Origin of the sequence: Wolbachia endosymbiont (group B) of Erebia ligea (assembly GCF_947179575.1) — a bacterium.
Classification (GTDB): Bacteria; Pseudomonadota; Alphaproteobacteria; order Rickettsiales; family Anaplasmataceae; genus Wolbachia; species Wolbachia pipientis_C.
In genome coordinates this window covers 439,378-465,086 of sequence record NZ_CAMXBW010000002.1, presented here as the reverse complement: position 1 = coordinate 465,086, position 25,709 = coordinate 439,378, and the positions used below count along the sequence as shown (strand labels likewise).

The 25,709-nt window shown below is 34.5% G+C and carries 23 protein-coding genes and 2 pseudogenes; 11 read left to right on the top strand and 14 right to left on the bottom strand.

The window, feature by feature from the left end; genetic code table 11:
* Nucleotides 1-91: 91 nt before the first annotated feature.
* On the top strand, nt 92-790 hold the full coding sequence (locus OM962_RS02825; RefSeq protein WP_264330736.1) for an alpha/beta hydrolase: 699 nt from the start codon (nt 92-94) through the stop codon (nt 788-790).
* Nucleotides 791-1,036: 246 nt separating this feature from the next.
* On the opposite strand, the gene OM962_RS02820 is transcribed toward OM962_RS02825, so the two are convergent.
* Both OM962_RS02820 and OM962_RS02815 read right to left on the bottom strand, forming a co-directional pair.
* Nucleotides 1,037-1,711, bottom strand: coding sequence for an ABC transporter ATP-binding protein (locus OM962_RS02820; protein ID WP_264330735.1), 675 nt, complete (start codon nt 1,709-1,711; stop codon nt 1,037-1,039).
* Between the two features lie 26 nt (nt 1,712-1,737).
* Entirely contained in the window at nt 1,738-2,184 is a 447-nt protein-coding gene (locus OM962_RS02815) for a HesB/IscA family protein (RefSeq protein WP_264330734.1), read from the bottom strand.
* 47 nt (nt 2,185-2,231) lie between these two features.
* On the opposite strand from OM962_RS02815, the gene OM962_RS02810 reads away from it, so the two are divergent.
* A complete protein-coding gene (locus tag OM962_RS02810) occupies nt 2,232-3,431 on the top strand; it encodes a deoxyguanosinetriphosphate triphosphohydrolase (protein ID WP_264330733.1) in 1,200 nt (399 codons plus the stop codon).
* Nucleotides 3,431-4,840: a bifunctional diaminohydroxyphosphoribosylaminopyrimidine deaminase/5-amino-6-(5-phosphoribosylamino)uracil reductase RibD gene (gene ribD, locus OM962_RS07810; protein WP_264330732.1), complete on the top strand. Its 1,410-nt coding sequence runs from the start codon at nt 3,431-3,433 to the stop codon at nt 4,838-4,840. The genes OM962_RS02810 and ribD overlap by 1 nt, the downstream gene beginning before the upstream one ends.
* A gap of 71 nt (nt 4,841-4,911) precedes the next feature.
* On the opposite strand, the gene OM962_RS02800 is transcribed toward ribD, so the two are convergent.
* A complete protein-coding gene (locus OM962_RS02800) occupies nt 4,912-5,397 on the bottom strand; it encodes a hypothetical protein (RefSeq protein WP_264330731.1) in 486 nt (161 codons plus the stop codon).
* A 132-nt stretch (nt 5,398-5,529) separates the two neighbouring features.
* Between OM962_RS02800 and truB the strand changes: the two genes are divergently transcribed.
* From truB to pnp, 3 genes are read left to right on the top strand one after another with little or no spacing between them, the layout of a single operon-like run.
* Nucleotides 5,530-6,621 carry a tRNA pseudouridine(55) synthase TruB gene (gene truB / locus OM962_RS02795; RefSeq protein WP_319606751.1) on the top strand — a complete coding sequence of 364 codons (1,092 nt, stop codon included), beginning with the start codon at nt 5,530-5,532 and terminating at the stop codon, nt 6,619-6,621.
* A 7-nt stretch (nt 6,622-6,628) separates the two neighbouring features.
* Nucleotides 6,629-6,901, top strand: a complete 273-nt coding sequence (rpsO, locus tag OM962_RS02790) for a 30S ribosomal protein S15 (RefSeq protein ID WP_264330729.1) — start codon at nt 6,629-6,631, stop codon at nt 6,899-6,901.
* Between the two features lie 14 nt (nt 6,902-6,915).
* A complete protein-coding gene (gene pnp, locus OM962_RS02785) occupies nt 6,916-9,192 on the top strand; it encodes a polyribonucleotide nucleotidyltransferase (RefSeq protein ID WP_264330728.1) in 2,277 nt (758 codons plus the stop codon).
* Between the two features lie 100 nt (nt 9,193-9,292).
* On the opposite strand, the gene rpe is transcribed toward pnp, so the two are convergent.
* The 4 genes and pseudogenes from rpe to tnpC (OM962_RS02765) all read right to left on the bottom strand — a co-directional run bounded on the left by rpe (nt 9,293) and on the right by tnpC (OM962_RS02765) (nt 12,980).
* A complete protein-coding gene (gene rpe, locus OM962_RS02780) occupies nt 9,293-9,973 on the bottom strand; it encodes a ribulose-phosphate 3-epimerase (protein ID WP_108783939.1) in 681 nt (226 codons plus the stop codon).
* A gap of 162 nt (nt 9,974-10,135) precedes the next feature.
* On the bottom strand, nt 10,136-10,801 hold the full coding sequence (locus OM962_RS02775; RefSeq protein WP_264330727.1) for a hypothetical protein: 666 nt from the start codon (nt 10,799-10,801) through the stop codon (nt 10,136-10,138).
* A gap of 57 nt (nt 10,802-10,858) precedes the next feature.
* Nucleotides 10,859-11,605: pseudogene (locus OM962_RS02770) on the bottom strand (IS982 family transposase); the annotation flags it as partial.
* Between the two features lie 22 nt (nt 11,606-11,627).
* Complete coding sequence (gene tnpC / locus OM962_RS02765; protein WP_264330459.1) at nt 11,628-12,980, bottom strand: IS66 family transposase; 1,353 nt, start codon at nt 12,978-12,980, stop codon at nt 11,628-11,630.
* A 377-nt stretch (nt 12,981-13,357) separates the two neighbouring features.
* Here tnpC (OM962_RS02765) and OM962_RS02760 point away from each other — a divergent pair, with 377 nt between their 5' ends.
* Complete coding sequence (locus OM962_RS02760; protein ID WP_264330726.1) at nt 13,358-14,152, top strand: hypothetical protein; 795 nt, start codon at nt 13,358-13,360, stop codon at nt 14,150-14,152.
* A gap of 77 nt (nt 14,153-14,229) precedes the next feature.
* On the top strand, nt 14,230-15,582 hold the full coding sequence (tnpC, locus tag OM962_RS02755) for an IS66 family transposase (protein WP_264330459.1): 1,353 nt from the start codon (nt 14,230-14,232) through the stop codon (nt 15,580-15,582).
* A 16-nt stretch (nt 15,583-15,598) separates the two neighbouring features.
* Here tnpC (OM962_RS02755) and OM962_RS02750 read toward each other — a convergent pair.
* Both OM962_RS02750 and OM962_RS02745 read right to left on the bottom strand, forming a co-directional pair.
* Nucleotides 15,599-15,742: pseudogene (locus OM962_RS02750) on the bottom strand (IS982 family transposase); the annotation flags it as partial.
* A gap of 58 nt (nt 15,743-15,800) precedes the next feature.
* A complete protein-coding gene (locus OM962_RS02745; protein ID WP_264330725.1) occupies nt 15,801-16,385 on the bottom strand; it encodes an N-acetylmuramoyl-L-alanine amidase in 585 nt (194 codons plus the stop codon).
* A 119-nt stretch (nt 16,386-16,504) separates the two neighbouring features.
* Between OM962_RS02745 and tnpC (OM962_RS02740) the strand changes: the two genes are divergently transcribed.
* Nucleotides 16,505-17,857: an IS66 family transposase gene (gene tnpC / locus OM962_RS02740; RefSeq protein ID WP_264330462.1), complete on the top strand. Its 1,353-nt coding sequence runs from the start codon at nt 16,505-16,507 to the stop codon at nt 17,855-17,857.
* A 427-nt stretch (nt 17,858-18,284) separates the two neighbouring features.
* Here tnpC (OM962_RS02740) and hslU read toward each other — a convergent pair whose 3' ends face one another.
* Nucleotides 18,285-19,736 carry an ATP-dependent protease ATPase subunit HslU gene (gene hslU / locus OM962_RS02735; RefSeq protein ID WP_264330724.1) on the bottom strand — a complete coding sequence of 484 codons (1,452 nt, stop codon included), beginning with the start codon at nt 19,734-19,736 and terminating at the stop codon, nt 18,285-18,287.
* A 1-nt stretch (nt 19,737) separates the two neighbouring features.
* Nucleotides 19,738-20,292 carry an ATP-dependent protease subunit HslV gene (hslV, locus tag OM962_RS02730; RefSeq protein ID WP_026092657.1) on the bottom strand — a complete coding sequence of 185 codons (555 nt, stop codon included), beginning with the start codon at nt 20,290-20,292 and terminating at the stop codon, nt 19,738-19,740.
* An 82-nt stretch (nt 20,293-20,374) separates the two neighbouring features.
* Here hslV and gshA point away from each other — a divergent pair, with 82 nt between their 5' ends.
* A complete protein-coding gene (gene gshA / locus OM962_RS02725; RefSeq protein ID WP_264330723.1) occupies nt 20,375-21,559 on the top strand; it encodes a glutamate--cysteine ligase in 1,185 nt (394 codons plus the stop codon).
* A 61-nt stretch (nt 21,560-21,620) separates the two neighbouring features.
* Nucleotides 21,621-22,973, top strand: coding sequence for an IS66 family transposase (gene tnpC, locus OM962_RS02720; protein WP_264330462.1), 1,353 nt, complete (start codon nt 21,621-21,623; stop codon nt 22,971-22,973).
* A 40-nt stretch (nt 22,974-23,013) separates the two neighbouring features.
* Here the strand turns inward: tnpC (OM962_RS02720) and OM962_RS02715 are convergent, their stop codons facing one another.
* The 3 genes from OM962_RS02715 to OM962_RS02705 form a co-directional block, all read right to left on the bottom strand.
* A complete protein-coding gene (locus OM962_RS02715) occupies nt 23,014-23,871 on the bottom strand; it encodes a hypothetical protein (protein ID WP_264330722.1) in 858 nt (285 codons plus the stop codon).
* A 61-nt stretch (nt 23,872-23,932) separates the two neighbouring features.
* Nucleotides 23,933-24,886 carry a ferrochelatase gene (gene hemH / locus OM962_RS02710; protein ID WP_264330721.1) on the bottom strand — a complete coding sequence of 318 codons (954 nt, stop codon included), beginning with the start codon at nt 24,884-24,886 and terminating at the stop codon, nt 23,933-23,935.
* Entirely contained in the window at nt 24,883-25,644 is a 762-nt protein-coding gene (locus tag OM962_RS02705; protein ID WP_319606741.1) for a hypothetical protein, read from the bottom strand. Before OM962_RS02705 ends, hemH begins: the two co-directional genes overlap by 4 nt.
* Nucleotides 25,645-25,709 lie beyond the last annotated feature (65 nt).

The following is a 25,709-nucleotide window of genomic DNA, read 5'->3' as shown; positions in this document are numbered from 1 at the left end:
ATTTATTGCAAAAACAGCAAAATTAATACATAATTAATAAACAATTTACATTATCAACCCCTGTCAAAACAGGTTTTTATTAGGAGTCATCATGGTAGAAGTCTTTTTAAATAATTCAACAAAAAAGATAGAAGGTAGATACCATCAAAGCAAAGATACCAATGCACCGGTTGTGCTAATTTTACATCACCATCCCCAATATGGTGGTAGTATGGATAGTAAGATTATACATAGTATATGTGAATCTTTTATCGATAATAACTTTTCTGCATTGACAATTAATTTTCGTGGCGTCGGAAAATCTACCGGAACTTTTGATAAGGGTATAGGAGAATTAACTGATGCTGCAGTAGCTATTGATTGGCTTCAGGAGCATAACTCTAACAACGTTCCAATTTGGATAGTCGGTTTTTCTTTTGGAGCATGGGTAGCTATGCAGTTGACAATGCGCCGTCCAGAGATAGTAAGTTTTGTTGCCCTTTCTCTTCCAGCAACTAAATACGATTTCTCTTTTCTCTCTCCTTGCCCAGTTCCTGGACTTATAATACAAAGTAATAATGATATAATTTCAGAAGAAAGCGATGTAACAGAATTAGCACAAAGGTTAATAAATTCGGTAAAAAATAACCATATGGAATACCATATAGTAGACGATACTAACCACTTTTTAAGGGATAAAGAAGAGGAAGTAGCTCAAATTATAGATAATTATATAAAACTACGCTTAAACAGTGCAGCCACTTCCTCCAAAAAAGTAAAAAAAGAGATAAGGGTAAAAGAATATGCCTAACTTTACAAATGAGAGAAATGAATGTATTAATATAAATAAAAAAAGTCTTGTTATGTTTAGGCAATTATTATTTCTCGTTTTAGCGATGTTTATGCTGTCAGGATGCTTCCTAAGTAAACAGCGTAAATTAAAGAGTCCGTGTATAAAAAGCAATGAAAGTATTTCGTGCGAATTATACTCCGTTAATGATCATTGGTTAAATAAGTACAAGTTATAGGTAGCTTTGTATTGTACTGTTTCTTCCATTCACAGCTTTACTAATGATCGGTTTTTTAGCTGAAAAATGTGATCTGCTTTTTCTGCAAGAATATAGTTGTGTGTTACTATAAGCATAGAGCTGTTATTTTCCTTTACATATGAATGTAACAGCAAAAATACATTCAAAGAATTTGTTGGGTCTAAATTTCCCGTTGGCTCATCTGCAAGTAAAAGCTTTGGAGAGTTTACAATGCCCCTTGCAATTGCAACCCTCTGCCTTTCTCCACCAGAAATTTCAGATAACATACTACTTGCTTTACTTTCCAGACCAAATTTCTCTAATATTGCTTGCGATTTTTTTTTTGCTTCAGTTTTGCTTTTTCTTGCAATAAGCTGAGGAAGCATAACGTTTTCCAACACCGATAACTCTTGTAATAAATAGTGAAATTGATAAACAAAGCTAAGAAAATTTCTTCTTACATGAGTTTTATATTTATTGCTGGCTTGCGTACAATTTACTCCATCTACTGTCACTACACCTAAAGTTGGCTTATCCAATAGACCTGCAATTTGTAGTATAGTTGTTTTTCCTGATCCCGAACTACCAATCAATGCAACTACTTGCCCTCTTGTAAGACTCAGATTGATATCTTCTACAATAGCAGGACTTTCTTTGAAGCTCTTACTTACAGAAGCTAGCTCTAGTGTTACACAACTACCCATATTATAAAAAGATCCAGGAGGGAGAATTAGACCGAGAAACTGTTACCACATCCACATCGAGACTTAGCGAGAGCATTCTTGATTTGAAAACCAGAACCACTTAGATCTTCAGTATAATCTATAGTTGAGTTATTTAAAAATTTCGCTGAACAATTATCAACCATTAATACAGGGTTTCCATTCTCATCATTAATTACTATATCTTTACCTTTTTCACTAAAGCTGGAGTTGCTTCTATAATCCTCGCTATCTTCGTCATCGTCAAAATCGTCGTCTTCATCATCGTCAAAATCGTCATCCAAAGACATCTTCTTATTTATTTGATCCATAAGAAAATTATACTTGAAGCCAGAGCATCCACCACCTGAAACTGCAACCCGCAAAATAGAACTCTCATCTCCTTCCTGTTCTACAAGGGAGTGGATTTTCCTTAATGCATTGTCAGTTAAGCTAATATTGTAATCTGTTGACATAACAACCACCGTTCATTATTGATAACCTATTATAGTAGAAATTTTACATGTCAAACAATAATTTTCTATTAAGTTACGCGTGCTTTCCAAATAAAACAAAAGGAAGAAATTTTAAAGAGCCAGAAGATGAAAATCGCAGTTGCTTTCAGCGTGATAGGGACCGCATTATTCACTCTAATGCGTTTAGGAAATTAGGATATAAAACACAAGTTTTTATCAATTATGAACATGATTACTATCGTACTCGGCTTACTCATAGCCTTGAAGTTGCACAAATTGCAAGGTCCATTGCTCGTAGACTTGGCTTAAATGAGGATATCACTGAATGCATAGCGCTCGCACATGATCTTGGTCATCCTCCATTTGGTCATGCAGGTGAAGATGCTCTAAAGAAATCAGTTCAAGATTTGAATCTTGATAATGAGAAGTATGAGTTTGATCATAATGTTCAAGCTATAAGGATTTTAACTTATCTTGAACAAAAACATGCTGATTTTGATGGTATGAATCTAAGTTGGGAGGTGATTGAAGGGGTTGCAAAACATAACGGTCCCTTGCTTGATCAAAACGCAGAGTATTCTACAAATAATCAGCTATTATTAAAATATAATGAAAAATATGATCTAAAACTTGAGGAATTTTCAAGCATTGAAGCACAAGTTGCTTCAATTGCCGATGACATCGCTTACAGTGTGCATGATCTTGATGATGCACTCAGAGCAAATTTAGTAACTATTGAAGATTTGCTTAATGTCCCCTTAATTGGCAAAATGTTTAAAAACGTAAGGAGTGAATATTCAGACTTGTCTCAGAGCAAACTCATACATGAATCACTGAGTAAAACTATAGGGATTATGATAAATGATGTCGTTTTTCAGACTAAAAAAAATATTAAAGACTACAAAATAAAAAGCGTAGAAGATGTAAGAGGTCTAAATACAATGCTAGTCACATTTTCACCAGAAATTGCAAATGCCACAAAAGAGATGAAAAAATTTAACATGGAAAAAATATACAGAAGCTATAAATTGAATAGAACAATGAACAAAGCAAAACGTATAGTACAGGAGCTTTTTCAATGTTTTTATGAAAACCCAGGGTTATTACCTATAGAGTGGAACAAGCTTGCTTGTGAATCTCAGCGTTCAGTAATAATATGTGATTATATCTCAGGTATGACAGATAGATTTGCCATACACGAGCATAGAAGAATCTTTGATACCTCATACGAAATGACTTCTTTCTAATGACCGACAATTATTTCATGTCGATCGCATTAAAGCTTGCAGAAAAAAGTCTTGGAAGTGTTGCACCAAATCCCGCTGTTGGATGTATCATTGTAAAAGACGGTATGGTGATCAGTGAAGGCTACACAGAAATCGGTGGACGTCCACATGCGGAGGTAGTCGCTTTGCAAAATGCTAAAGATTCAACTCATGGTGCAACTATATATATCACTCTTGAGCCATGTTGTCATCACGGAGTCACGGGGCCTTGCACTGCGAAAATCATAAAAGCTGGAATAAAAAGGGTAGTAATTGCAACTATTGACCCAGATAGTAGAGTTTCAGGTGGAGGAATTAAAGCTCTGAAAGAAGCAGGAATTGAAGTTGAGCAAGGTATTATGCAAAAAGAGGCAGAAGAACTGAATGTCGGTTTTTTTACCACTAAAGAATTACATAGACCATTTATAGCTTGCAAAATCGCAACAACTCTTGACGGAAAAATCGCAACATTTACAGGCGATAGCAAATGGATAACAAGTGAGGATACGAGAAATTGGATACATGAGCTTAGAGCAAAATATGACGCAATTATGATTGGCAGCAATACCCTTGTTAGTGACGATCCACTCTTAACTTGCAGATTACCAGGGCTGGAAAATAGATCACCAATAAGGCTAATTATCGATAGCCAAGGGAAATTGAAGGAAGAGCATAATATTGCAAAAACTGCAGATAAAGTAACAACTTGGGTAATCACAAATAAAGAAGTAGAGAGAAAAATAAAAGACATTAATTATTTGATAGTTAATACACCTCCTTTCATTCCAGTGCCCAGACACTGGGATCCAGGAAAATTGATTGTGCACTATACAACATTTTCGATCAAAAAACTGGATTCCAGTGTCAAGCACTGGAATGACACCACCGGCAAATTTCAATGTTCGTATAATTATGTGCTCGGACACTGGAATCTAGAAAAAACATGGATTTCAACTTCAAGTGCTCAACTGTACGAATGCTGTAATATAAGAGCGACTTTCACCAAGAAGGGTGTCATCCCAGTGCCCAGACACTGGGATCCAGAAAACTTCAAGCAATTGCGTAGTGAAAACTGGATTCCAGTGTCAAGCACTGGAATGACATCAGATCGAAAAGTCTGCCTAAAAGACATGGCATCAAAACTTGTTTCAGAAATTGGTATAACAAGGTTATTAGTTGAAGGTGGAGGAGTGTTGATTACAGAATTATTAAAGCACAATTTAATCGACAGGTTGATAATCTGCCGTAGTGGTAAAATTTTAGGTAATGATGCCACTCCCTTTATAGGAGATTTAGGGATTCAATCCATCAACAACTGCTACCGATTCAAAAAAACAGAAGTAATAGACTTTGATGAGGATGTAGTTGAGTTGTGGGATAGGCTATTATAACTTTTACACATCCAGATGAAAGGAGAAAAAAAGAGGTAGAAAACCTACCTCCAGTCATACTAATTTATTTATTAACTGTTTGCCAATGCGTTTTTAACATTCACAGTAGCAACATCAGGATCTACTAAGAGAGTAGGTAAAATTTCTTTAACTTTTTCTCGAAGATTATCTGAATTCAGTTTTTCAGCCAATTCAGTTTTAGTAGCTAAATCTTTAGTTTTTGCTTCAATTGCTGCTTCAGCACCTGTTTTAGCTGCTTCAGCTTTCTTAGCTGCTGTTTCAGCACCTGTTTTAGCTCCACTTATTTCTTCATTCTTATACATTTGCTGATATGAAACATAAGCTGCTGCGGCAAAATATACAGCGGTAATAAATAGAACTGCAATTCCAGCAGGGCTAGCAATAAGTGCTAAAGATGCAGGTCCAGCAATTACTTTAGTAGCAATCAATAATGTTGTTATTGCTGCTGCTAAAGATGCAGTTGCAACTAAACCTTCAATACTCATTTTTGTTATGTGTGCAGTGTTTTCCCACTTCAATACGTTTTTTATAGTCATAATAGTCCCCTTATAATAAGGCTAATAAAAAGATTAAGTAGTGTGTATTAATAATGCATGTTGGTCAAGCTACTTTTCACATAAAGTATATATTTCAAGCTAAACTGTTATCAGTTGTATATAATTAAACGTATGAAACATGGTTGGCTGAATCTCGATAAACCAATAGGAATTAGCTCTGCACAAGCTGTAACCCAAGTTAAAAGGATTTTTGGAATAAAAAAAGCCGGATATTTGGGAACACTTGATCCTTTGGCTTCAGGTATATTACCGATCGCTCTTGGTGAAGCAACAAAAACTATACCATATTTATCTTGTAACTTAAAGGCATACAATTTCACAATCAAATGGGGAAAGCAAACAACTACGGACGATTTAGATGGTGATATTATTAGAACTAGCACTATAAAACCTGAATATAACCAAATAAATTGTGTGATTAAGGATTTTATTGGTGAGATAACACAAACTCCTCCTCAATTTTCAGCAGTGAAAATCAAGGGAGCAAGAGCATATAAATTAGCAAGAAGTGGGCAAAAGGTAAATATAAAACCTCGACAAGTCAAAATACATGAACTGAAGATGATATTTTTGGACACCATAAATAATAGTGCCGATTTTTCTATGATCTGTGGTAGCGGTGTATATGTGAGATCAATTGCAAGAGATCTTGGAATTGAATTAAATTGCTTTGGACATATTACAAAATTAAGAAGAACTATGGTAGGTGATTTCAAGGAAGATGAATCAGTAACAGTCGAGCAAACTGCACAATTGCATAAATATTGCAATTCGGACTTACCAGTAGGATGTCATCCCAGTGCCCAGACACTGGGATCCAGATATACAAATACTTACAAATCATGTAATAGACAAAAGATTCTAGGAGCATATGTCAAAAACAATGTTCGTGATGCAATAAGCTTGATCCCAGTGCTTGACACTGGGATGACAGAGGGAGGTGGGATGGCAGAAGATGATGGAGGTAATACAAAAAGTTTCATCATCCCCATTGAATCTGCTTTAAAATCGATGTTCAAAGTTGAAATTTCCTTAGAGGAGGCGGAGAAAATCAGAAAAGGTCAAGAAATTATATTAAATAACTTGCGTGGTTTAAAGAATTATGATATTTTTTGTACGATAGTGGGTGATGTGCCCATTGCAATTTGCAGTTTTACTCATGGTTATGTGAAGCCTGTTCGTGTTTTTAATATTTTGAAATGAGGTTTAGATGTCAATAACATCCCAAAAGAAAAAAAGTTTGATTAGTACATATGCAATTAAAGAAGATGATACAGGTTCATCTTTTGTACAGTGTGCAATTTTAACCGAGAGAATCAGTAATTTAACTGAGCATTTTAAAATGCATAAGCATGACCATAATTCTAAGCGCGGTTTACTTGTATTGATAGGTAGAAGGCGCAAGCACTTAAATTATATAAAACGTAAATTTGGTAATGAAGCCTATCAAGAGTTAATAGAGAAGTTAGGCATTAGAAAATAATCGAGGAATTTTGTATGTTTGAAATTATAAAAAAATCTATAGATTGGGAGGGGCGTACCTTATCTTTAGAAACTGGGAAAATAGCACGTCAAGCTGATGGTTCAGTAGTTGTAAATTATGGAGATACTTCTATCTTAGTCACTGTTGTACGAAAAAAGAAGGAAGAAAGTGTTGATTTTCTCCCTTTAAATGTGCAGTTTATTGCAAAAAGTTATGCCATGGGTAAGATTCCTGGTGGTTTTTTCAAAAGAGAAGGAAAACCATCTGATAGAGAAACTTTAATTTCAAGAGTAATAGATAGAAGTATAAGACCGTTATTTCCTGAAGGTTTTCATGATGAAATTAGTGTAGTATGTAATCTATTAACTTACGATACGGTCAATTCTCCTGAAGTACCAGCATTGATAGGTACCGTCGCAGCTCTTGCAATTTCTGGTGTTCCTTTCCACTTTACTATAGCTGGAGTTATGGTCGGTTGTGATGAAAATAACAATTATATACTCAATCCTTCCGTTCAAGAGATGAAAGCAAGCAACTTGGATCTGTTTTTGTCTGGTGATGAAAATTCGATCTTAATGGTCGAATCGGAAGTCAAAGAGCTCTCTGAAGAAAATGTTTTGAGTGCAATAAAATTCGGCCATGAACATCTTCAACCTGTTATTAAGCTTATAAAAGAATTTGCTGATACAGTAGGCAATAAACCTGAAAGCTTTGCTCCTGTTGATATATCAGATATAACTCAAGAACTTGAAAAATATCGAAAAGACTTTGAAGAAGCATATTCAAAAACAGTAAAACAAGAGCGAGTTCAAGCTCTAGAAGTAGTCAGGAATAATATATTGAATACTCTTAAAGAGGCTGGAAAAGACGAAAAGTTAATTACTTATGCAGTAAAAAGCTTTGAAAGATCTTTAGTGCGTGAAATGATTAGAAGGAAAAGTGTGAGGATAGACAGCCGTAAGTATGATGAAATACGCCAGATAGAAATTGAGGCTGACATTCTACCCAAGACTCACGGTTCTGCGCTATTTACAAGGGGTACCACTCAGGCACTAGTTGTTACTGCTCTTGGTACTACACAAGATGAGCAAATTGTGGATGACATTGAAGGGGATAGACGTGAACATTTTATGTTGCATTATAATTTTCCTCCATTTGCTGTTGGAGAGGCTTCTGCTATACGCGCACCAGGAAGGAGAGAAATTGGTCATGGTAAACTTGCTTGGAAAGCAATTCATCCTGTTTTACCTGATAAATCTGAATTTCCTTATACAATAAGGGTAGTATCTGAGATTATGGAATCTGATGGTTCTTCTTCTATGGCAACAGTTTGTGGAACTTCCATTGCATTAATGGATACAGGTGTACCAATAAAGGCTCCCGTTGCAGGAATTGCTATGGGTCTCATCAAAGACAAAAATGAGCATATAATACTTTCTGATATACTGGGCGATGAAGACTATCTTGGTGATATGGATTTCAAAGTAGCAGGAACTAGCGAAGGGATTACAGCACTGCAGATGGATATGAAAATTCCTGGTATAAGCTTTGAAATTGTTGAAAAATCTTTAGAACAAGCAAAAGTCGGAAGATTACATATCTTAGAAAAAATGAATGCAGTAATTTCAGAACATCGTAAGGATATAAAAGATCATGTACCAAGAGTGTTATCGTTTTATATAGATAAAGATAAAATTTCTGCAGCTATTGGTGCTAAAGGAAAAAATATACGCAGTGTATGTGAAAGAAGTAATGCAAAAATTGAAATAGGGGATGACGGTAAAGTTTCTGTTTTTGCCATTAGTAGTACTGAAGCTGAAGCTGCAAAGGATATGATGATTGATTCAATAACAGAGCTAGAACAAGGTTCTATAATTGATGCTAAAGTTGTAAAGATAGAGAAGTCTATTGTAGAGTTAGAACTTCTTAATGGAAGAAAAGGAAAAATGCATATAAGCGAGGTAGCTAATCAACATGTAGAGTCCATTGAGGATATACTTAAACAGGGTGATACCTTCAAAGCTTTGATAATTGACTTTGAAAAAGGTGGATGTCCAAAATTATCAAGACGTCGTGTTGATCAAGAAACAGGTGAATTTTTTGAAGGTAAGCTTTACAATGAAGAAAGGAGAGATGGTTTAAATAATAGGGATAATTATTATAACAACTCGTTTAATAAAAAACCTGGAGATAATTATCATAGTAATAGACCTACTCGTCCTCGTTCTGGTTTTAGTAATAGAAACAGACCAAAATTTGGTAATAATGACTCGTCATCAGGTTTCTATTGAGGTTGAACTTACTTTCTATTATCTCAGTGTCGAAACACTGGGATAATAGGAATTTTTAAAACTGACAAGATAACCAAAATGGTTTGTGTTATCTGTAGGGTTATAACGAAAGATTTTTAAGATCGTTTATAGTCTTTTTCACGTCTTCAGCTTTAAATATTGCTGATCCAGCAACTAATATATTTGCACCTGCTTTTATTACATCAGCTGCGTTAGAAAAGTTAACTCCACCATCTACTGAAACTTGTGTTTTAAGATTACGGTCCTGTATCATTTTCCTCACGGTAGATATCTTACTCAACTGCGAATGAATAAACTCCTGTCCTCCAAATCCAGGATTGACTGTCATAATTAGTACAATATCTAGCTCATGTATTATATATTCAAGCACGCTTGGAGAAGTTGAAGGAACAATTGAAACTCCAACTTGTATTGTTTTTTTTGTATAATTTATGTCTTTGTATGATTTTATCTTTCTTACTAGCCTCTCAAGATGTATCTCTGCTTCTGCATGTATAGTGATAATATCAGCACCAGCATTTATAAAACTTTCAATATGGTTACCAGGAGATTTAATCATTAAGTGTACATCAAAAGGAAGATTGCTATATTTACGTATCGCAGAGATAACATTCGGACCTATTGTAATATTTGGAACAAAATTTCCATCCATAACGTCTATGTGTATATAATCTACATTCAAGTCGCTAATTCTTTTTACTTCCTCTCCTAATTTTGCAAAGTCTGCTGAAAGTATAGAAGGTGCAATTTTAATACCCATAGACTACTTTTTACCAAAAATAAAAAAAAGTAACTTATTTTTTAAACTCTGTCATCCCAATACTATATTAATCTCATTTAGAAATTTTTGTATCCTTCCAGATGCATGTGAAACCAGTCCTTTATTTTTCTCTGCCCATTCATCTTGCCATCGTAATACTCATTAGACTTCTTTCTTCGCCTCTTCTAAATATTCCAACACAGTTTCATGCAACGCAGTCCAAGACATTTGCTTTTCCATATTCGGTATAAATTTTTGTTTCCAAGTGTCCTTAAATTCTTGAAACCACTGCTTCTCAAAGTTTTGGAAATCAGATAAAACTTCTGACCTAAATCCATTAATTAAATTCGAAACTTCTATAGCCTTTTCAGGGCTTATAGACTTAAAAGATAATATTTCGTTCTTTAAAATATCTAGCTTTTCAAATGAATTAAGTCTAAATGGAATATAAAGTGAAGATCTTATATTGTATCTTAGATAAGAGTCATAATATAGCTTAATCTTGTACATGAGCATAGCAAATGCATCAGAAGAAATATTATTTTCATATTCTGCAAGAGAAGATAATAAATGCTTATAATCCTCTTCATTCAAAAATGGTGGCTTTAAGCTTAATTTAGTTTTATCACTTAAAGATAAGAATTCACTAAAAATAAGATTACTATACTTAACTAAAAATTCAGGCAAAATATCTTCTTGTTCTAATTTTAGAGGCAAGTCTTTTCTAATTTCTTTCGGCAAGTGGTGCATTGAAAACTGATTGATAACCCAAGCAAAATTCTCATCAAACTCATTTGAGTAATCAGCATTATTGTCAGGAAAAATCATATTACCTTTCCTATCGTTCCAAGGCAGTATTTTATAAAAAAAACCGTTTAACGCTAACTATGGATTAGCGAACAAAAAAGAATTGGAAATGGAAGGTTTTTTACGTTGTAAAGAGTATGAAATGAGTGTAGAAAAAATATGAACCAGAAAGTTAAAAGGAGATCGGTGGCGAGTGTGCTCAATTTCTAATCTATTTTTTAGGTAACCAAAAACTGTTTCAATAATAGATCTTTTCCTTAAAAAAATCTTCTCATTTAGAGAGATTAATGCGTTTTTCATCCCTTTTTTTATCTTGGTAACAAGCTTTAAATTTCTATCAAGTAATTGTAGAAATAGACCTTTTTGGATATAACCTTTATCTCCAAATAATAAACCCGTTAGTTTTTTAGTCAGATCTAAAACTGGCTTTCTATCGTCAATGTTACCTCTGGTTAGCGTAACACCTTGAATTTCGCCTATTTCATTGATTACTACATGTAATTTAAAACCAAAAAACCAGCCATAAGTGCTTTTGCTTAATTTTGCAATTCCAGTAAAAACTTTATTTTTAGATATTCTTTTTGCATGACAGACCGTGATAGGAGTTGAATCAATGTAGGAAATACCTGTATTTTTTGCCTGCTCACATAACCACTGTAGCAACATTGCTAAATACCATAAAACTCGAGGTTTTAGCGCAATAAATCTATCATAAGAAGGTAGTCTGGAAAAGTCTGACTTATGCAGCAACTGTAAGTAACATATGTAAAATGATTTAAAGTTTTCATATCTAGATTGCTGATATAACAGAATTATTGTTATAATTGTATCCGTTCAGAGGTGTGGTTTAAGAAACAACAGCTAGCAGGTTTTGAAAAGGGTTTAATTCCTTTTGTTTCCAAGTCAGATACAACGAAATTATCCGCTCAAGAAATCTATTCCCTCGCTCTGACTGTGCAAAATATGAATTCTTACGATAGACAACATAATGCCGTATCTGTCGCTCAACATGGTTATTCGTTAATGGAATATTCTCTGGGTCATCCAAAAATGTCCACATCATTGACTCGGATTTTATAATACCCTTTACCGTTCGTGAAGCTCCTTTTGCTTCAAGTATATAAGATATTTTTATCATGCAGTACTGTATGTATCTTCGTAATTCTTTAGCTTGCTTAGTGAACTTTGAAATACTAATTTCATTTTCTGACAAAGCGTTTTTTAATACAAACAATCCATTAGCTGCGTCTTTTAAACAATGGCCAAGTCTCATTACTTCACTATTCCAACTATGAGATAACCTCTCGAAATTTCTCAATAAGTGAGCCCAACAAATTTGTCGTTTTTCATCACTGAAGTGGTTGTAAACTGCATATCTGTCAGTAATTACCAGGTTTTTGTAATCACAAAATGCACTATTCTTTAAAAATTTCATTCCTCTTGTATCTGCTAACTTCATAAGACTTGCTTTATTGTTGGCAAACATCCAGCACCATCCCAATTTGCCTTTGTTGTAGTGACTGGTTTCATCAATATGCAAAATTTCGCTTGCTTTTATTTCTTCCTCTATTTGTTCATAGGCTTCTTTACATTTTGACGAAACCCTTGCTTCACTATTGGACACACTACCAACACTTATACTCATGTTAAAGATGTCTTTCATAATATTCGCTATTTCTCGCTTTGAATTCTTATAAAACCCACTTAGTGATGCAACTACTGACTTAACTCTAGGACCAAAGGTATCCGGTGTAACTCCTTCTGGTAATTTGCTACTCCTTCTTTTTCCGCATTTACGACAGCGACCATGTTCTAATTGATACTCAACTACGTAAGGCTTAATTTCTGGTAAATCAACTTTTTGATAGACATATGGTTTTTCCGATATTGCGATTTCTTCACCACACTCGCATCTATTTGGTAACTCTACCTTCACCACCTCATCTGCTTCCATTTTAGCTCGGCAATTCCCCTTATGTCCAACTTGACCACCTATCTTCCTGCCGCCCTCTGACTTATCTTCTGGTGTGTCTTTTTTTATTTTGTACAGCTCTTTTGAACTTGGTAAAGATGAATTCCTTGAGTTTAAGCCGAGTCTCTCTCTTAGTTCAGCATTCTCTATTTCTAAGATTTTATTTTTTTCTTCAATCTTTGCTACTTTCTGCTCTAAGTTTTTACATAACTCTACAATACTGATCAACAATTGAAGCATCTAGCCTTACTTTACTATCAACATTTTGTGTTATTACTACTTTAATATATTATGTCAATTGTTTTTTATCCTTGCCACACCTCTGAACGGATACCTATTTTTTCTTCATCATCAAGTAGCTGACAATGCTTTTTCAGCTTTTCAGTAGAGTAAGATAGGATATCCATTTTTTTCAATTTTACGATTACGATACCCCATTTTTGTTGAAACTGAAATAATTTTTATAGGATGTGTTTTTCTAGTGTAGATGCCCGCAAAACTTGTTATTATAATATACAGTAAATCAATAAGTCGTATAATATTAACAATTAAATAATATTTATCACGATATGATCGAATAGTAATGAAATTAAGTGAGGGTTACAATGAAAAAAATAAATGGTAAAAAATTGTCTAGTAAAATGTTAAAAGCGGTAGAGCGAATAGCAAAAGAAGGGTTATTACCTAATTTTATAAAAGCTGCTCCAACAGCAAATAAAAAGATTAGTAAATTACCTGTCTTAACATATCCTGAGGAGCTCAATCCATTTCGATCAGCTTTATGCAAGATAAGGCTAAGTGAATATGAAAATGTGAAATTAAATGAATTCTTGGAAAAAGCTATTGCAGCTGAAAATCTAGACAAATTAAGTAAAATCGTCGATGAAGCTTTGGATTTAGGAATAAGAGTAAACGCTCGCAACGAAGATGGCTTTAGCTTCACTAACGTTACAATGTTTAAGATGTATCGTGATGAATTCAAAGAAAATAAACAAGAAGATATAATCAGAAAGTTAGCCTTACATGGAGCAGATTTTAATGTACAAGTTGATAAGAAAATAGCTGAAATGTATCAAAAAGTGCAAAAAGAAATTGAGCCACAAATATATAGTAGGCTCAAGAAACTTAGGGAAGTTGGAGAAGACGCTACTATAGAAGGAACTGTTGAAGATGTAGAAATCGATAATAAGACCTTCTATATTGAATTTTCACATAGCTGCATAGTTGATGTTGCCAAAGTTGTAGAAGGTGCAAAAAATTTGGGCTTAAGTAAAGGAGACTTAAACCTTGGCGGTAGTATCATAAAAATAGGTGATGGTGAAGTTGAGGTCAAAACTGGGAAAGACGGTAAAAGAAATTACGTAGATATATGTATCCGTTCAGAGGTGTGGCAAGGATAAAAAACAATTGACATAATATATTAAAGTAGTAATAACACAAAATGTTGATAGTAAAGTAAGGCTAGATGCTTCAATTGTTGATCAGTATTGTAGAGTTATGTAAAAACTTAGAGCAGAAAGTAGCAAAGATTGAAGAAAAAAATAAAATCTTAGAAATAGAGAATGCTGAACTAAGAGAGAGACTCGGCTTAAACTCAAGGAATTCATCTTTACCAAGTTCAAAAGAGCTGTACAAAATAAAAAAAGACACACCAGAAGATAAGTCAGAGGGCGGCAGGAAGATAGGTGGTCAAGTTGGACATAAGGGGAATTGCCGAGCTAAAATGGAAGCAGATGAGGTGGTGAAGGTAGAGTTACCAAATAGATGCGAGTGTGGTGAAGAAATCGCAATATCGGAAAAACCATATGTCTATCAAAAAGTTGATTTACCAGAAATTAAGCCTTACGTAGTTGAGTATCAATTAGAACATGGTCGCTGTCGTAAATGCGGAAAAAGAAGGAGTAGCAAATTACCAGAAGGAGTTACACCGGATACCTTTGGTCCTAGAGTTAAGTCAGTAGTTGCATCACTAAGTGGGTTTTATAAGAATTCAAAGCGAGAAATAGCGAATATTATGAAAGACATCTTTAACATGAGTATAAGTGTTGGTAGTGTGTCCAATAGTGAAGCAAGGGTTTCGTCAAAATGTAAAGAAGCCTATGAACAAATAGAGGAAGAAATAAAAGCAAGCGAAATTTTGCATATTGATGAAACCAGTCACTACAACAAAGGCAAATTGGGATGGTGCTGGATGTTTGCCAACAATAAAGCAAGTCTTATGAAGTTAGCAGATACAAGAGGAATGAAATTTTTAAAGAATAGTGCATTTTGTGATTACAAAAACCTGGTAATTACTGACAGATATGCAGTTTACAACCACTTCAGTGATGAAAAACGACAAATTTGTTGGGCTCACTTATTGAGAAATTTCGAGAGGTTATCTCATAGTTGGAATAGTGAAGTAATGAGACTTGGCCATTGTTTAAAAGACGCAGCTAATGGATTGTTTGTATTAAAAAACGCTTTGTCAGAAAATGAAATTAGTATTTCAAAGTTCACTAAGCAAGCTAAAGAATTACGAAGATACATACAGTACTGCATGATAAAAATATCTTATATACTTGAAGCAAAAGGAGCTTCACGAACGGTAAAGGGTATTATAAAATCCGAGTCAATGATGTGGACATTTTTGGATGACCCAGAGAATATTCCATTAACGAATAACCATGTTGAGCGACAGATACGGCATTATGTTGTCTATCGTAAGAATTCATATTTTGCACAGTCAGAGCGAGGGAATAGATTTCTTGAGCGGATAATTTCGTTGTATCTGACTTGGAAACAAAAGGAATTAAACCCTTTTCAAAACCTGCTAGCTGTTGTTTCTTAAACCACACCTCTGAACGGATACTTATAATTTCGGAATGCGTTATTTCTGGCACTCTTGTAGGTTTTTTACCATTGGATAATAATCTACCTGCAAAATTTTTGTCTATTATTTTACAATAATCATCTACAAAACAGAATAATTCTGTTACATTCTTATTCACTGGGTAACCTCCTATTATCTCTAAAATACTGGAGTTTACCTTCTTTTCTTCTTCTCTTCTAATCCATAGTTAGCGTGTTTAACCTTTTTTTTAATTTCAAAATATTTTCACTCTTATCGCCTACCTTATACAAAACCTCATTTACTTTTTGTTCTGCGTCTTGAGGACTGATTCTATCACCTATATGCAATCCGATACCACTTTTCTCTAATAACTCCCAATCAAATAACTTATGTGGATCAGGCTTACGCATTGCGTAACCTTCAATTGCTGAGTTGTACACTATAGTACCTATCTCAGCGTGACTAAATATCATATCTTTTCTAATCTTAAAGCGCTTCATGAGGTACAAAATCAGATCTTTGACAGATTTCATTTGCTCTTCTGGAAAAGGCTCAAGCCCTGTGTTTACAATCTCTATGCCTATAGAATAATCATTCAGTTTCCGTAGCTCTTCAACCACATTATCTACTTGAACTTTCGCATAACTTATACCAGCATGCCATGCTCGTTTTTCAAGTGGAACCATCAGAGTAATGCTACCATCTCTATCAACAATAAGCTGTACTGATATCCCTGAAGAATTTAATGCGCATTTTGTGCTTTTTAATGTTGGTGATTCGGTATGGTGCACCACCACCATCAACACTTTTTTGGTATCCGTTCAGAGGTGTGGCAAGGATAAAAAACAATTGACATAATATATTAAAGTAGTAATAACACAAAATGTTGATAGTAAAGTAAGGCTAGATGCTTCAATTGTTGATCAGTATTGTAGAGTTATGTAAAAACTTAGAGCAGAAAGTAGCAAAGCTTGAAGAAAAAAATAAAATCTTAGAAATAGAGAATGCTGAACTAAGAGAGAGACTCGGCTTAAACTCAAGGAATTCATCTTTACCAAGTTCAAAAGAGCTGTACAAAATAAAAAAAGACACACCAGAAGATAAGTCAGAGGGCGGCAGGAAGATAGGTGGTCAAGTTGGACATAAGGGGAATTGCCGAGCTAAAATGGAAGCAGATGAGGTGGTGAAGGTAGAGTTACCAAATAGATGCGAGTGTGGTGAAGAAATCGCAATATCGGAAAAACCATATGTCTATCAAAAAGTTGATTTACCAGAAATTAAGCCTTACGTAGTTGAGTATCAATTAGAACATGGTCGCTGTCGTAAATGCGGAAAAAGAAGGAGTAGCAAATTACCAGAAGGAGTTACACCGGATACCTTTGGTCCTAGAGTTAAGTCAGTAGTTGCATCACTAAGTGGGTTTTATAAGAATTCAAAGCGAGAAATAGCGAATATTATGAAAGACATCTTTAACATGAGTATAAGTGTTGGTAGTGTGTCCAATAGTGAAGCAAGGGTTTCGTCAAAATGTAAAGAAGCCTATGAACAAATAGAGGAAGAAATAAAAGCAAGCGAAATTTTGCATATTGATGAAACCAGTCACTACAACAAAGGCAAATTGGGATGGTGCTGGATGTTTGCCAACAATAAAGCAAGTCTTATGAAGTTAGCAGATACAAGAGGAATGAAATTTTTAAAGAATAGTGCATTTTGTGATTACAAAAACCTGGTAATTACTGACAGATATGCAGTTTACAACCACTTCAGTGATGAAAAACGACAAATTTGTTGGGCTCACTTATTGAGAAATTTCGAGAGGTTATCTCATAGTTGGAATAGTGAAGTAATGAGACTTGGCCATTGTTTAAAAGACGCAGCTAATGGATTGTTTGTATTAAAAAACGCTTTGTCAGAAAATGAAATTAGTATTTCAAAGTTCACTAAGCAAGCTAAAGAATTACGAAGATACATACAGTACTGCATGATAAAAATATCTTATATACTTGAAGCAAAAGGAGCTTCACGAACGGTAAAGGGTATTATAAAATCCGAGTCAATGATGTGGACATTTTTGGATGACCCAGAGAATATTCCATTAACGAATAACCATGTTGAGCGACAGATACGGCATTATGTTGTCTATCGTAAGAATTCATATTTTGCACAGTCAGAGCGAGGGAATAGATTTCTTGAGCGGATAATTTCGTTGTATCTGACTTGGAAACAAAAGGAATTAAACCCTTTTCAAAACCTGCTAGCTGTTGTTTCTTAAACCACACCTCTGAACGGATACGAAATCTAGAGCAGAAGTATATACATACGATCCAATTAATGGCGAAGTTGGAGACAAGGTAGCAAAGCTCAATACTACTATTTTACACGGAGACACAATCTGTAGCTATTTACTTGCTCTAGGTACTTCTTACGGCAAGAGTGACTATGATGATAGATACTTCCCTATTAGTTCAAAAAAAATTATAGTCCAGAAAGAAGAAAATGGCTCTTATGAGATAGAAATAGACAACCCACTTCTTAATATCCGTGAAGAAAATACTAAAGTTAGCAAAAAAATGATAAATTTGTTTCTAGATGATTTACTGTGTTTATGTGATGAAAGCGTATTGTCAGATGGTTATGGTGTGGAAATTTCTGGGTGGTAAGAATGTGTCTCTTTAGAGAAGCAATTTGAACTGCTTCTATTAAAGTATAAACTTAGATAAATCAAGCTGCTTTGAAATTGACTCTAGTTTATCTCTTACATATTTGCTATCTATAACAAATTTTTCACTATTTTTTTCAGAAGCGATAAAACTTATTTCATCCAAAAGCTTCTCCATGACAGTATGAAGTCTTCTTGCACCTATATTTTCCACTTCTCTATTAACTGTAAATGCTATTTCAGCTATAGTCTCTATACCATCATCAGTAAACTCAAGTGTTACATTTTCCGTTTTCATTAACGCTATATACTGTTTTAACAAACTAGATTCTGGTTCCTTTAATATTTTTATTAGATCCTCTTGAGTAAGCGCCTTAAGTTCCACTCTAATTGGCAATCTACCCTGTAATTCTGGTAAAAGATCAGATGGCTTAGATAAATGAAAGGCACCAGATGCAATAAATAATATATAGTCTGTTTTTACGGGGCCATACTTAGTTGAAACAGTTGTTCCCTCAAGTAATGGTAACAGATCGCGCTGCACTCCTTCTCTGTTGACTTCACCTTTTATTTCTGTACGTGCTGCAATTTTATCTATTTCATCTAAAAACACTATGCCTTCATTGCTAACAAGATCAATCGCTTCTTTGATTATCTTGTCTTCATCCATTAACCTTTCGCTTTCTTCATTAATCAATATTTCACGTGCTTCTTTCACTTTAACTGTAATAGTTTTTGTTTTTTTGCTCCCATTAAACATCTTGCCCACGATTTCTGTTACGTTCATCACACCAATTTGCCCACCTGGCATGCCAGGTATATCAAAAGTGGGTAACATACCCTTGCTCTCCCTGACGTTAATAGAAACTTCTCCATCTTCAAATTCCTTATTTCTCAGTCTTTCTCTGAAAACTTTTTTGCTTTCCTCGGTTGCATCTTCACCAACCATGGAGTTGACTATTATCTTTTCAGCCAAACCTAAAGCTTTTTTAGTTAAGGCTTTACGTGCTTTTTCCTTAACTAAAACTATTGCTGCATCAACTAAATCACGTATTATCGAGTCAACATCACGTCCAACATATCCTATTTCAGTAAATTTCGTTGCTTCAACTTTTATAAAAGGTGCACCAGCAAGCTTTGCTAAACGGCGAGCTATTTCAGTTTTACCAACTCCCGTATGGCCTATCATGAGTATATTCTTAGGTATAATCTCTTCACGTAGTGGAAGTGGGACTTTATTTCGACGCCAACGATTTCTGAGTGCAATAGCAACAGCGCGCTTTGCGTCATTCTGCCCGATTATAAATCTATCCAACTCTTTAACTATCTTCTGTGGTGGTAGATCATCTAATAAAGCTTGTGAGCTTTGGATGCTGCTACTTTCTGTACCTTCATTTTCATAGAGGCCGTTTTTTTTATTGCAGTCATCATTATTATCAGATTGACCTACTACAGGTTGACCAGAAGAATTGGTACACAAAGTTCTTGACATATTACTCCTTTATTTTTTCAATAATTAGATTATGGTTTGTATAAACACATATATCGGCAGCTATCTTCATAGCCTTTTTTGCAATCTCCTCTATTGATATTCCTTCAACGTCAATCAAAGCTTTTGCTGCAGATAAAGCAAAATTTCCTCCAGAGCCAATGGCTGCAATGCCATCTTCAGGTTCAAGAACATCACCCGTTCCTGTAATGACCAATGAAATGGACTTGTCTGCCACGATCATCATAGCTTCTAATTTTCTTAGATATTTATCCATTCTCCAGTCTTTTGCAAGTTCAACACATGCCCTCATTAACTGTCCTGGGTGCTTATCAAGTTTAGATTCTAGCCTTTCGAAGAGAGTAAATGCATCAGCTGTTGCTCCAGCAAAACCGGCAATTACGGAATCACCAGAAAGACGCCTAACTTTTTTTGCTCCAGATTTTATAACGGTATGGCCTAGCGAGACTTGCCCATCACCTATTACTACTACATTTTTGTCTCTTCTAATTGATAGTATAGTAGTACCATACATTTTACTGCTGTCATGATGAATCATTTTTTTGTTATTTTAATTCGTTATATTATATTAAGATTATAACTTATAATATAGTACTTTTCTTATAACATTTAAAGTGTAGATGCAAAACATAATTCGCCCAGATTTGGAAAAAAGTATAAATAATTGGTTTGAGGCAAAATTTAACGGCCTTACATTGCCATTTTATAGCTCTATAGATCTTAGAAACTCCAGCTACAAAATTGCCCCAGTGGACGCTAATTTATTTCCTGCAGGGTTCAACAATCTAAGTGAGACATCAAGAGCAATAGCAGCAAAACTAATAAAAAGTTATTTTGAAACAAAACAATATAAAAAGACTCTTATAATACCGGAGAATTACACACGAAATAAAATGTATATAGAAAACGTATTTGTTATAGAGAAAGTACTGCAACTCGCAGGTTTTGAAACTAGAATTGGCCTCTTTCATAATGAAACGTACAATTTAATAGAACAGTATGAAACTGTTGTGAAAGAAAACTCTTTGCTGAAGACAACTTCAGGATTTGTGCCTGATGTTATTATACTGAACCGTGATATGACGAGCCACATTCCAGACACACTAGAAAACGTAAAACAAGAGATAGTGCCAAGTCCATTATATGGCTGGCACAGTAGGCAGAAATTTCAATATTTTGAAATCTATCAAAAATTAGTGTCCGAATTTTGTGGCGAATTTAAAATGGATCCATGGCTTATTTCTGTGCTTACAGAAAGCTGTAATGGAGTTGACTTTAATGATGATTCATCACTAGGAGCAGTAGCGACTAAAGTTGACCAAATATTATCTCTAGTGCAAAAAAAATATGAGGAATATGAAATAAAAACACAACCTTACGTTTTTATCAAAGCAAGCAATGGCACATATGGAATGGGCATTATAACAGCAACAAGTGGAAAGGAAATATTAAATCTCAATAAAAAAAAGCGTCATAAAATGAAAAAGATAAAAGAAGGAATAGCAATCAATAGTGTTATTATACAAGAAGGTGTACCAACTATTGACATATTTAAAAGTAGTTCTGCAGAACCGCTAATATACTATATAGGAGATACTCCAACATGTTACTTATACCGATGTAATAGCAGGAAAGATGTATATTCTAGCTTGAATTCCACTGACTGTGAATTTTATGACATCAGCCAAGAAAATAAAACTTTGCCACTTTGGAATATTGTTAGCAAATTAGCAGTGCTAGCATTGGCAGTAGAAATTAAGGTATCCGTTCAGAGGTGTGGCAAGGATAAAAAACAATTGACATAATATATTAAAGTAGTAATAACACAAAATGTTGATAGTAAAGTAAGGCTAGATGCTTCAATTGTTGATCAGTATTGTAGAGTTATGTAAAAACTTAGAGCAGAAAGTAGCAAAGCTTGAAGAAAAAAATAAAATCTTAGAAATAGAGAATGCTGAACTAAGAGAGAGACTCGGCTTAAACTCAAGGAATTCATCTTTACCAAGTTCAAAAGAGCTGTACAAAATAAAAAAAGACACACCAGAAGATAAGTCAGAGGGCGGCAGGAAGATAGGTGGTCAAGTTGGACATAAGGGGAATTGCCGAGCTAAAATGGAAGCAGATGAGGTGGTGAAGGTAGAGTTACCAAATAGATGCGAGTGTGGTGAAGAAATCGCAATATCGGAAAAACCATATGTCTATCAAAAAGTTGATTTACCAGAAATTAAGCCTTACGTAGTTGAGTATCAATTAGAACATGGTCGCTGTCGTAAATGCGGAAAAAGAAGGAGTAGCAAATTACCAGAAGGAGTTACACCGGATACCTTTGGTCCTAGAGTTAAGTCAGTAGTTGCATCACTAAGTGGGTTTTATAAGAATTCAAAGCGAGAAATAGCGAATATTATGAAAGACATCTTTAACATGAGTATAAGTGTTGGTAGTGTGTCCAATAGTGAAGCAAGGGTTTCGTCAAAATGTAAAGAAGCCTATGAACAAATAGAGGAAGAAATAAAAGCAAGCGAAATTTTGCATATTGATGAAACCAGTCACTACAACAAAGGCAAATTGGGATGGTGCTGGATGTTTGCCAACAATAAAGCAAGTCTTATGAAGTTAGCAGATACAAGAGGAATGAAATTTTTAAAGAATAGTGCATTTTGTGATTACAAAAACCTGGTAATTACTGACAGATATGCAGTTTACAACCACTTCAGTGATGAAAAACGACAAATTTGTTGGGCTCACTTATTGAGAAATTTCGAGAGGTTATCTCATAGTTGGAATAGTGAAGTAATGAGACTTGGCCATTGTTTAAAAGACGCAGCTAATGGATTGTTTGTATTAAAAAACGCTTTGTCAGAAAATGAAATTAGTATTTCAAAGTTCACTAAGCAAGCTAAAGAATTACGAAGATACATACAGTACTGCATGATAAAAATATCTTATATACTTGAAGCAAAAGGAGCTTCACGAACGGTAAAGGGTATTATAAAATCCGAGTCAATGATGTGGACATTTTTGGATGACCCAGAGAATATTCCATTAACGAATAACCATGTTGAGCGACAGATACGGCATTATGTTGTCTATCGTAAGAATTCATATTTTGCACAGTCAGAGCGAGGGAATAGATTTCTTGAGCGGATAATTTCGTTGTATCTGACTTGGAAACAAAAGGAATTAAACCCTTTTCAAAACCTGCTAGCTGTTGTTTCTTAAACCACACCTCTGAACGGATACAAATTAAGTCTTTTCATCTCTAATAATTAATTTCTACAATGCTGCCATTATGCTGAATATGGTGAGCGTCATCAAGTCCAGTAGAAGGATCAGTACCATTATTAGGTTGATTGACAAACTTATTGATGTTTGATACTAGATATGCTATGCTTAGTATCAAACTGACCGTAACAGTTAAGTTGAAATTATAGATTATGCCACCACCCAAGTCTATTGGTATGGTTGGAAGTTCCATTCTTTTTAATATGAAGCTTAACAAGCCCAATGACAAAGTGAATGTGCTAAACATAACATTCTTCTTGCATTTAGCAAGCTCAGTTTCACATTTCGTAAGTTCGTCATCACCCTTTTTGTATTTTTTACATGCTTCTTGATATTTTTTATGCACTTCCTTATATTCTTCGCACTTATAATAACAGCTTACGAATTCTGAAAATAGAAATAGAACTGCTGATGTTAAGCTAATATAACTTATTACATCCTTGTTGTTTCTAGCTAAGAAATGAATGATTTTTGCCTGCATCAATATTCCTATGATACAGCTTGCCAAGTACGCTGAGTTACCTACAACCTGTATTGGTTTTTCAGGTTTATTTTCCTCTTCACCATTCGCAGGTTTCTTAGATTTATATCCAGCTAGATTTAGCCCAAGATGAAGAGCAAATATTATTGATGTTGGTGGTTTTATGAACTTAGAAATATCTAATACAGTGCAAATACTTGATCTGTTGTTGTCAATAAAATCGCAACAAAATTGCAATGAAATTTTACATAATATACCTGTTAAACCTGTTGCAATACAATACATCTTTCTAATATCATGATTGTGAACATCATGTATACTTTGTATAAATGTATTTGGTTTACCTTTTGGCATAAGTAGATAATAAAATAATAACTTTTTAATATTATACTATAAAAATCTAAAAAGAAAAGTGCTATAAATCAGTACTTTGAGAGTGATCTAAACATAAATCGGCCAAGCACTTGATAAATAAGAGATCAGTACTGAGAGTTGGTACGCGAAAGTAATATCCGTCTTTGATAACTGCTTTATACTCTATATCAAGTTCAACCAGTGTTTCAGAATGCTCAGAAACAAAAGATATAGGTGATAAAACTACAGGTATATTATCGTCTTTCGCGCGTGATAGCTCACTTTCAGTGCTAGGCTCCAACCATTTTACAGGGCCAACCTTACTCTGATAACATATTCCCCAATCAAGATCTTCAATATTCAATTTTTTTACTATTAATTTTACTGTTTTTTCTATCTGTGAAGCGTAAGGGTCGCCTTTTTTAATGATACTAAGAGGTAAGCTATGAGCCGAGAATAGGACTCTTGGCTTACCGATTTTGCTAGCTAATTTATAATATTTAGACGTCAGATTAACATGAGCTTCAATAAAGTCTTCATTGTCATAATAATGGTGAATTGTTTTTGTGTTACATTCCAGTTTGGCATTTTTTTGCCAATTCTCGATGGATGATAGAGTTGTGGTGGTTGAATATTGCGGATATAGTGGTAGTAGAATGACTTCGTCAGGGTCGAATTGCTTTACGTTTTTAACAACTTCATCAGCAAATGGATGCCAATAACGCATGCAGATGAATATCTTATATACATGGTTTCCATTTTCATTTAATTTTAGTTCTAAAGCATCAGCTTGTGCTTTCGTATTCTCCAAGATTGGCGATTTACCTCCAATGTGCTCGTATATTTCTTGTGCAGTACTTTCTCGCCTTTTGGAGATAAACTTTGCTAAAAGAAAGCGGAAAGGATTGGGTAGATTGACTATTCTTCTATCATAAAATAGATTAAACAAGAAAGGACGTACTGCACTTAGTGAATCAGGTCCACCAAGGTTAAATAAGATTACTGCCTTCTTCACTGACAGCACCTTTCTTCAGGTTTGCCTATAAAATCAGCTACACACTCATCAAGTTTAGTTACAGGCACTAAATTTCTCACACTAGCATACAATAGATGACCAGATCTCTTCACGTTACTCTGTGTAGATACAAAATTTCTATCAAAAACCACATCAACACAAAAACTTGGCACTGCTTCAAAAAGTTCAACAGCAGCCAAAGATATCATTATGCAGCTTTGTAGAGCCTTCAGAAAAATCGTAAGGGGAAAAAGTAGAACCCTAACAAAGAGAGAGGGAGGGCTTTCATTCATTAGTTGTTCTTGATTAGGAGAATTATACTCAATATGCTGTCTGTTTTTATCAAAGATAGGAAATTTTATAGTGTCTTTCTTAAATTCCGGCTCTATTTGTTTCTCGGTATAATTTTCATTATTAGTCATTTTTTTCAATAACTTTTCACGCAAGTGAAAGGTTCTTACAACAAAACATGTTGCAACCATCAGTGCAGCACATATAAGTGCGCACTCGATAAGGCTTATGTTGCCTACCATAGCTGGTAATACAAAGCAAACAAACAGCGGTATGGAAATCATTTCACCAAATGGAACAACGTTCCTTTTCATCGCAAAAGCGGCACCTTCTTTTAATTTTGTATTATTGTGTAAGCTATACTCTAAATAACTTAAAAGTGCCAAATTAAAGGTTAAAAAACCTTTTGTTCCGCAGAAAATTGATGATTTAAGATTATTCACTAGTTTCTTACGACGGTAAACCATAAACTACCCCTTGATGTTTTATTCTTGACTATAAATAAAAAATCTCTTTGATGGAACAAAAATTC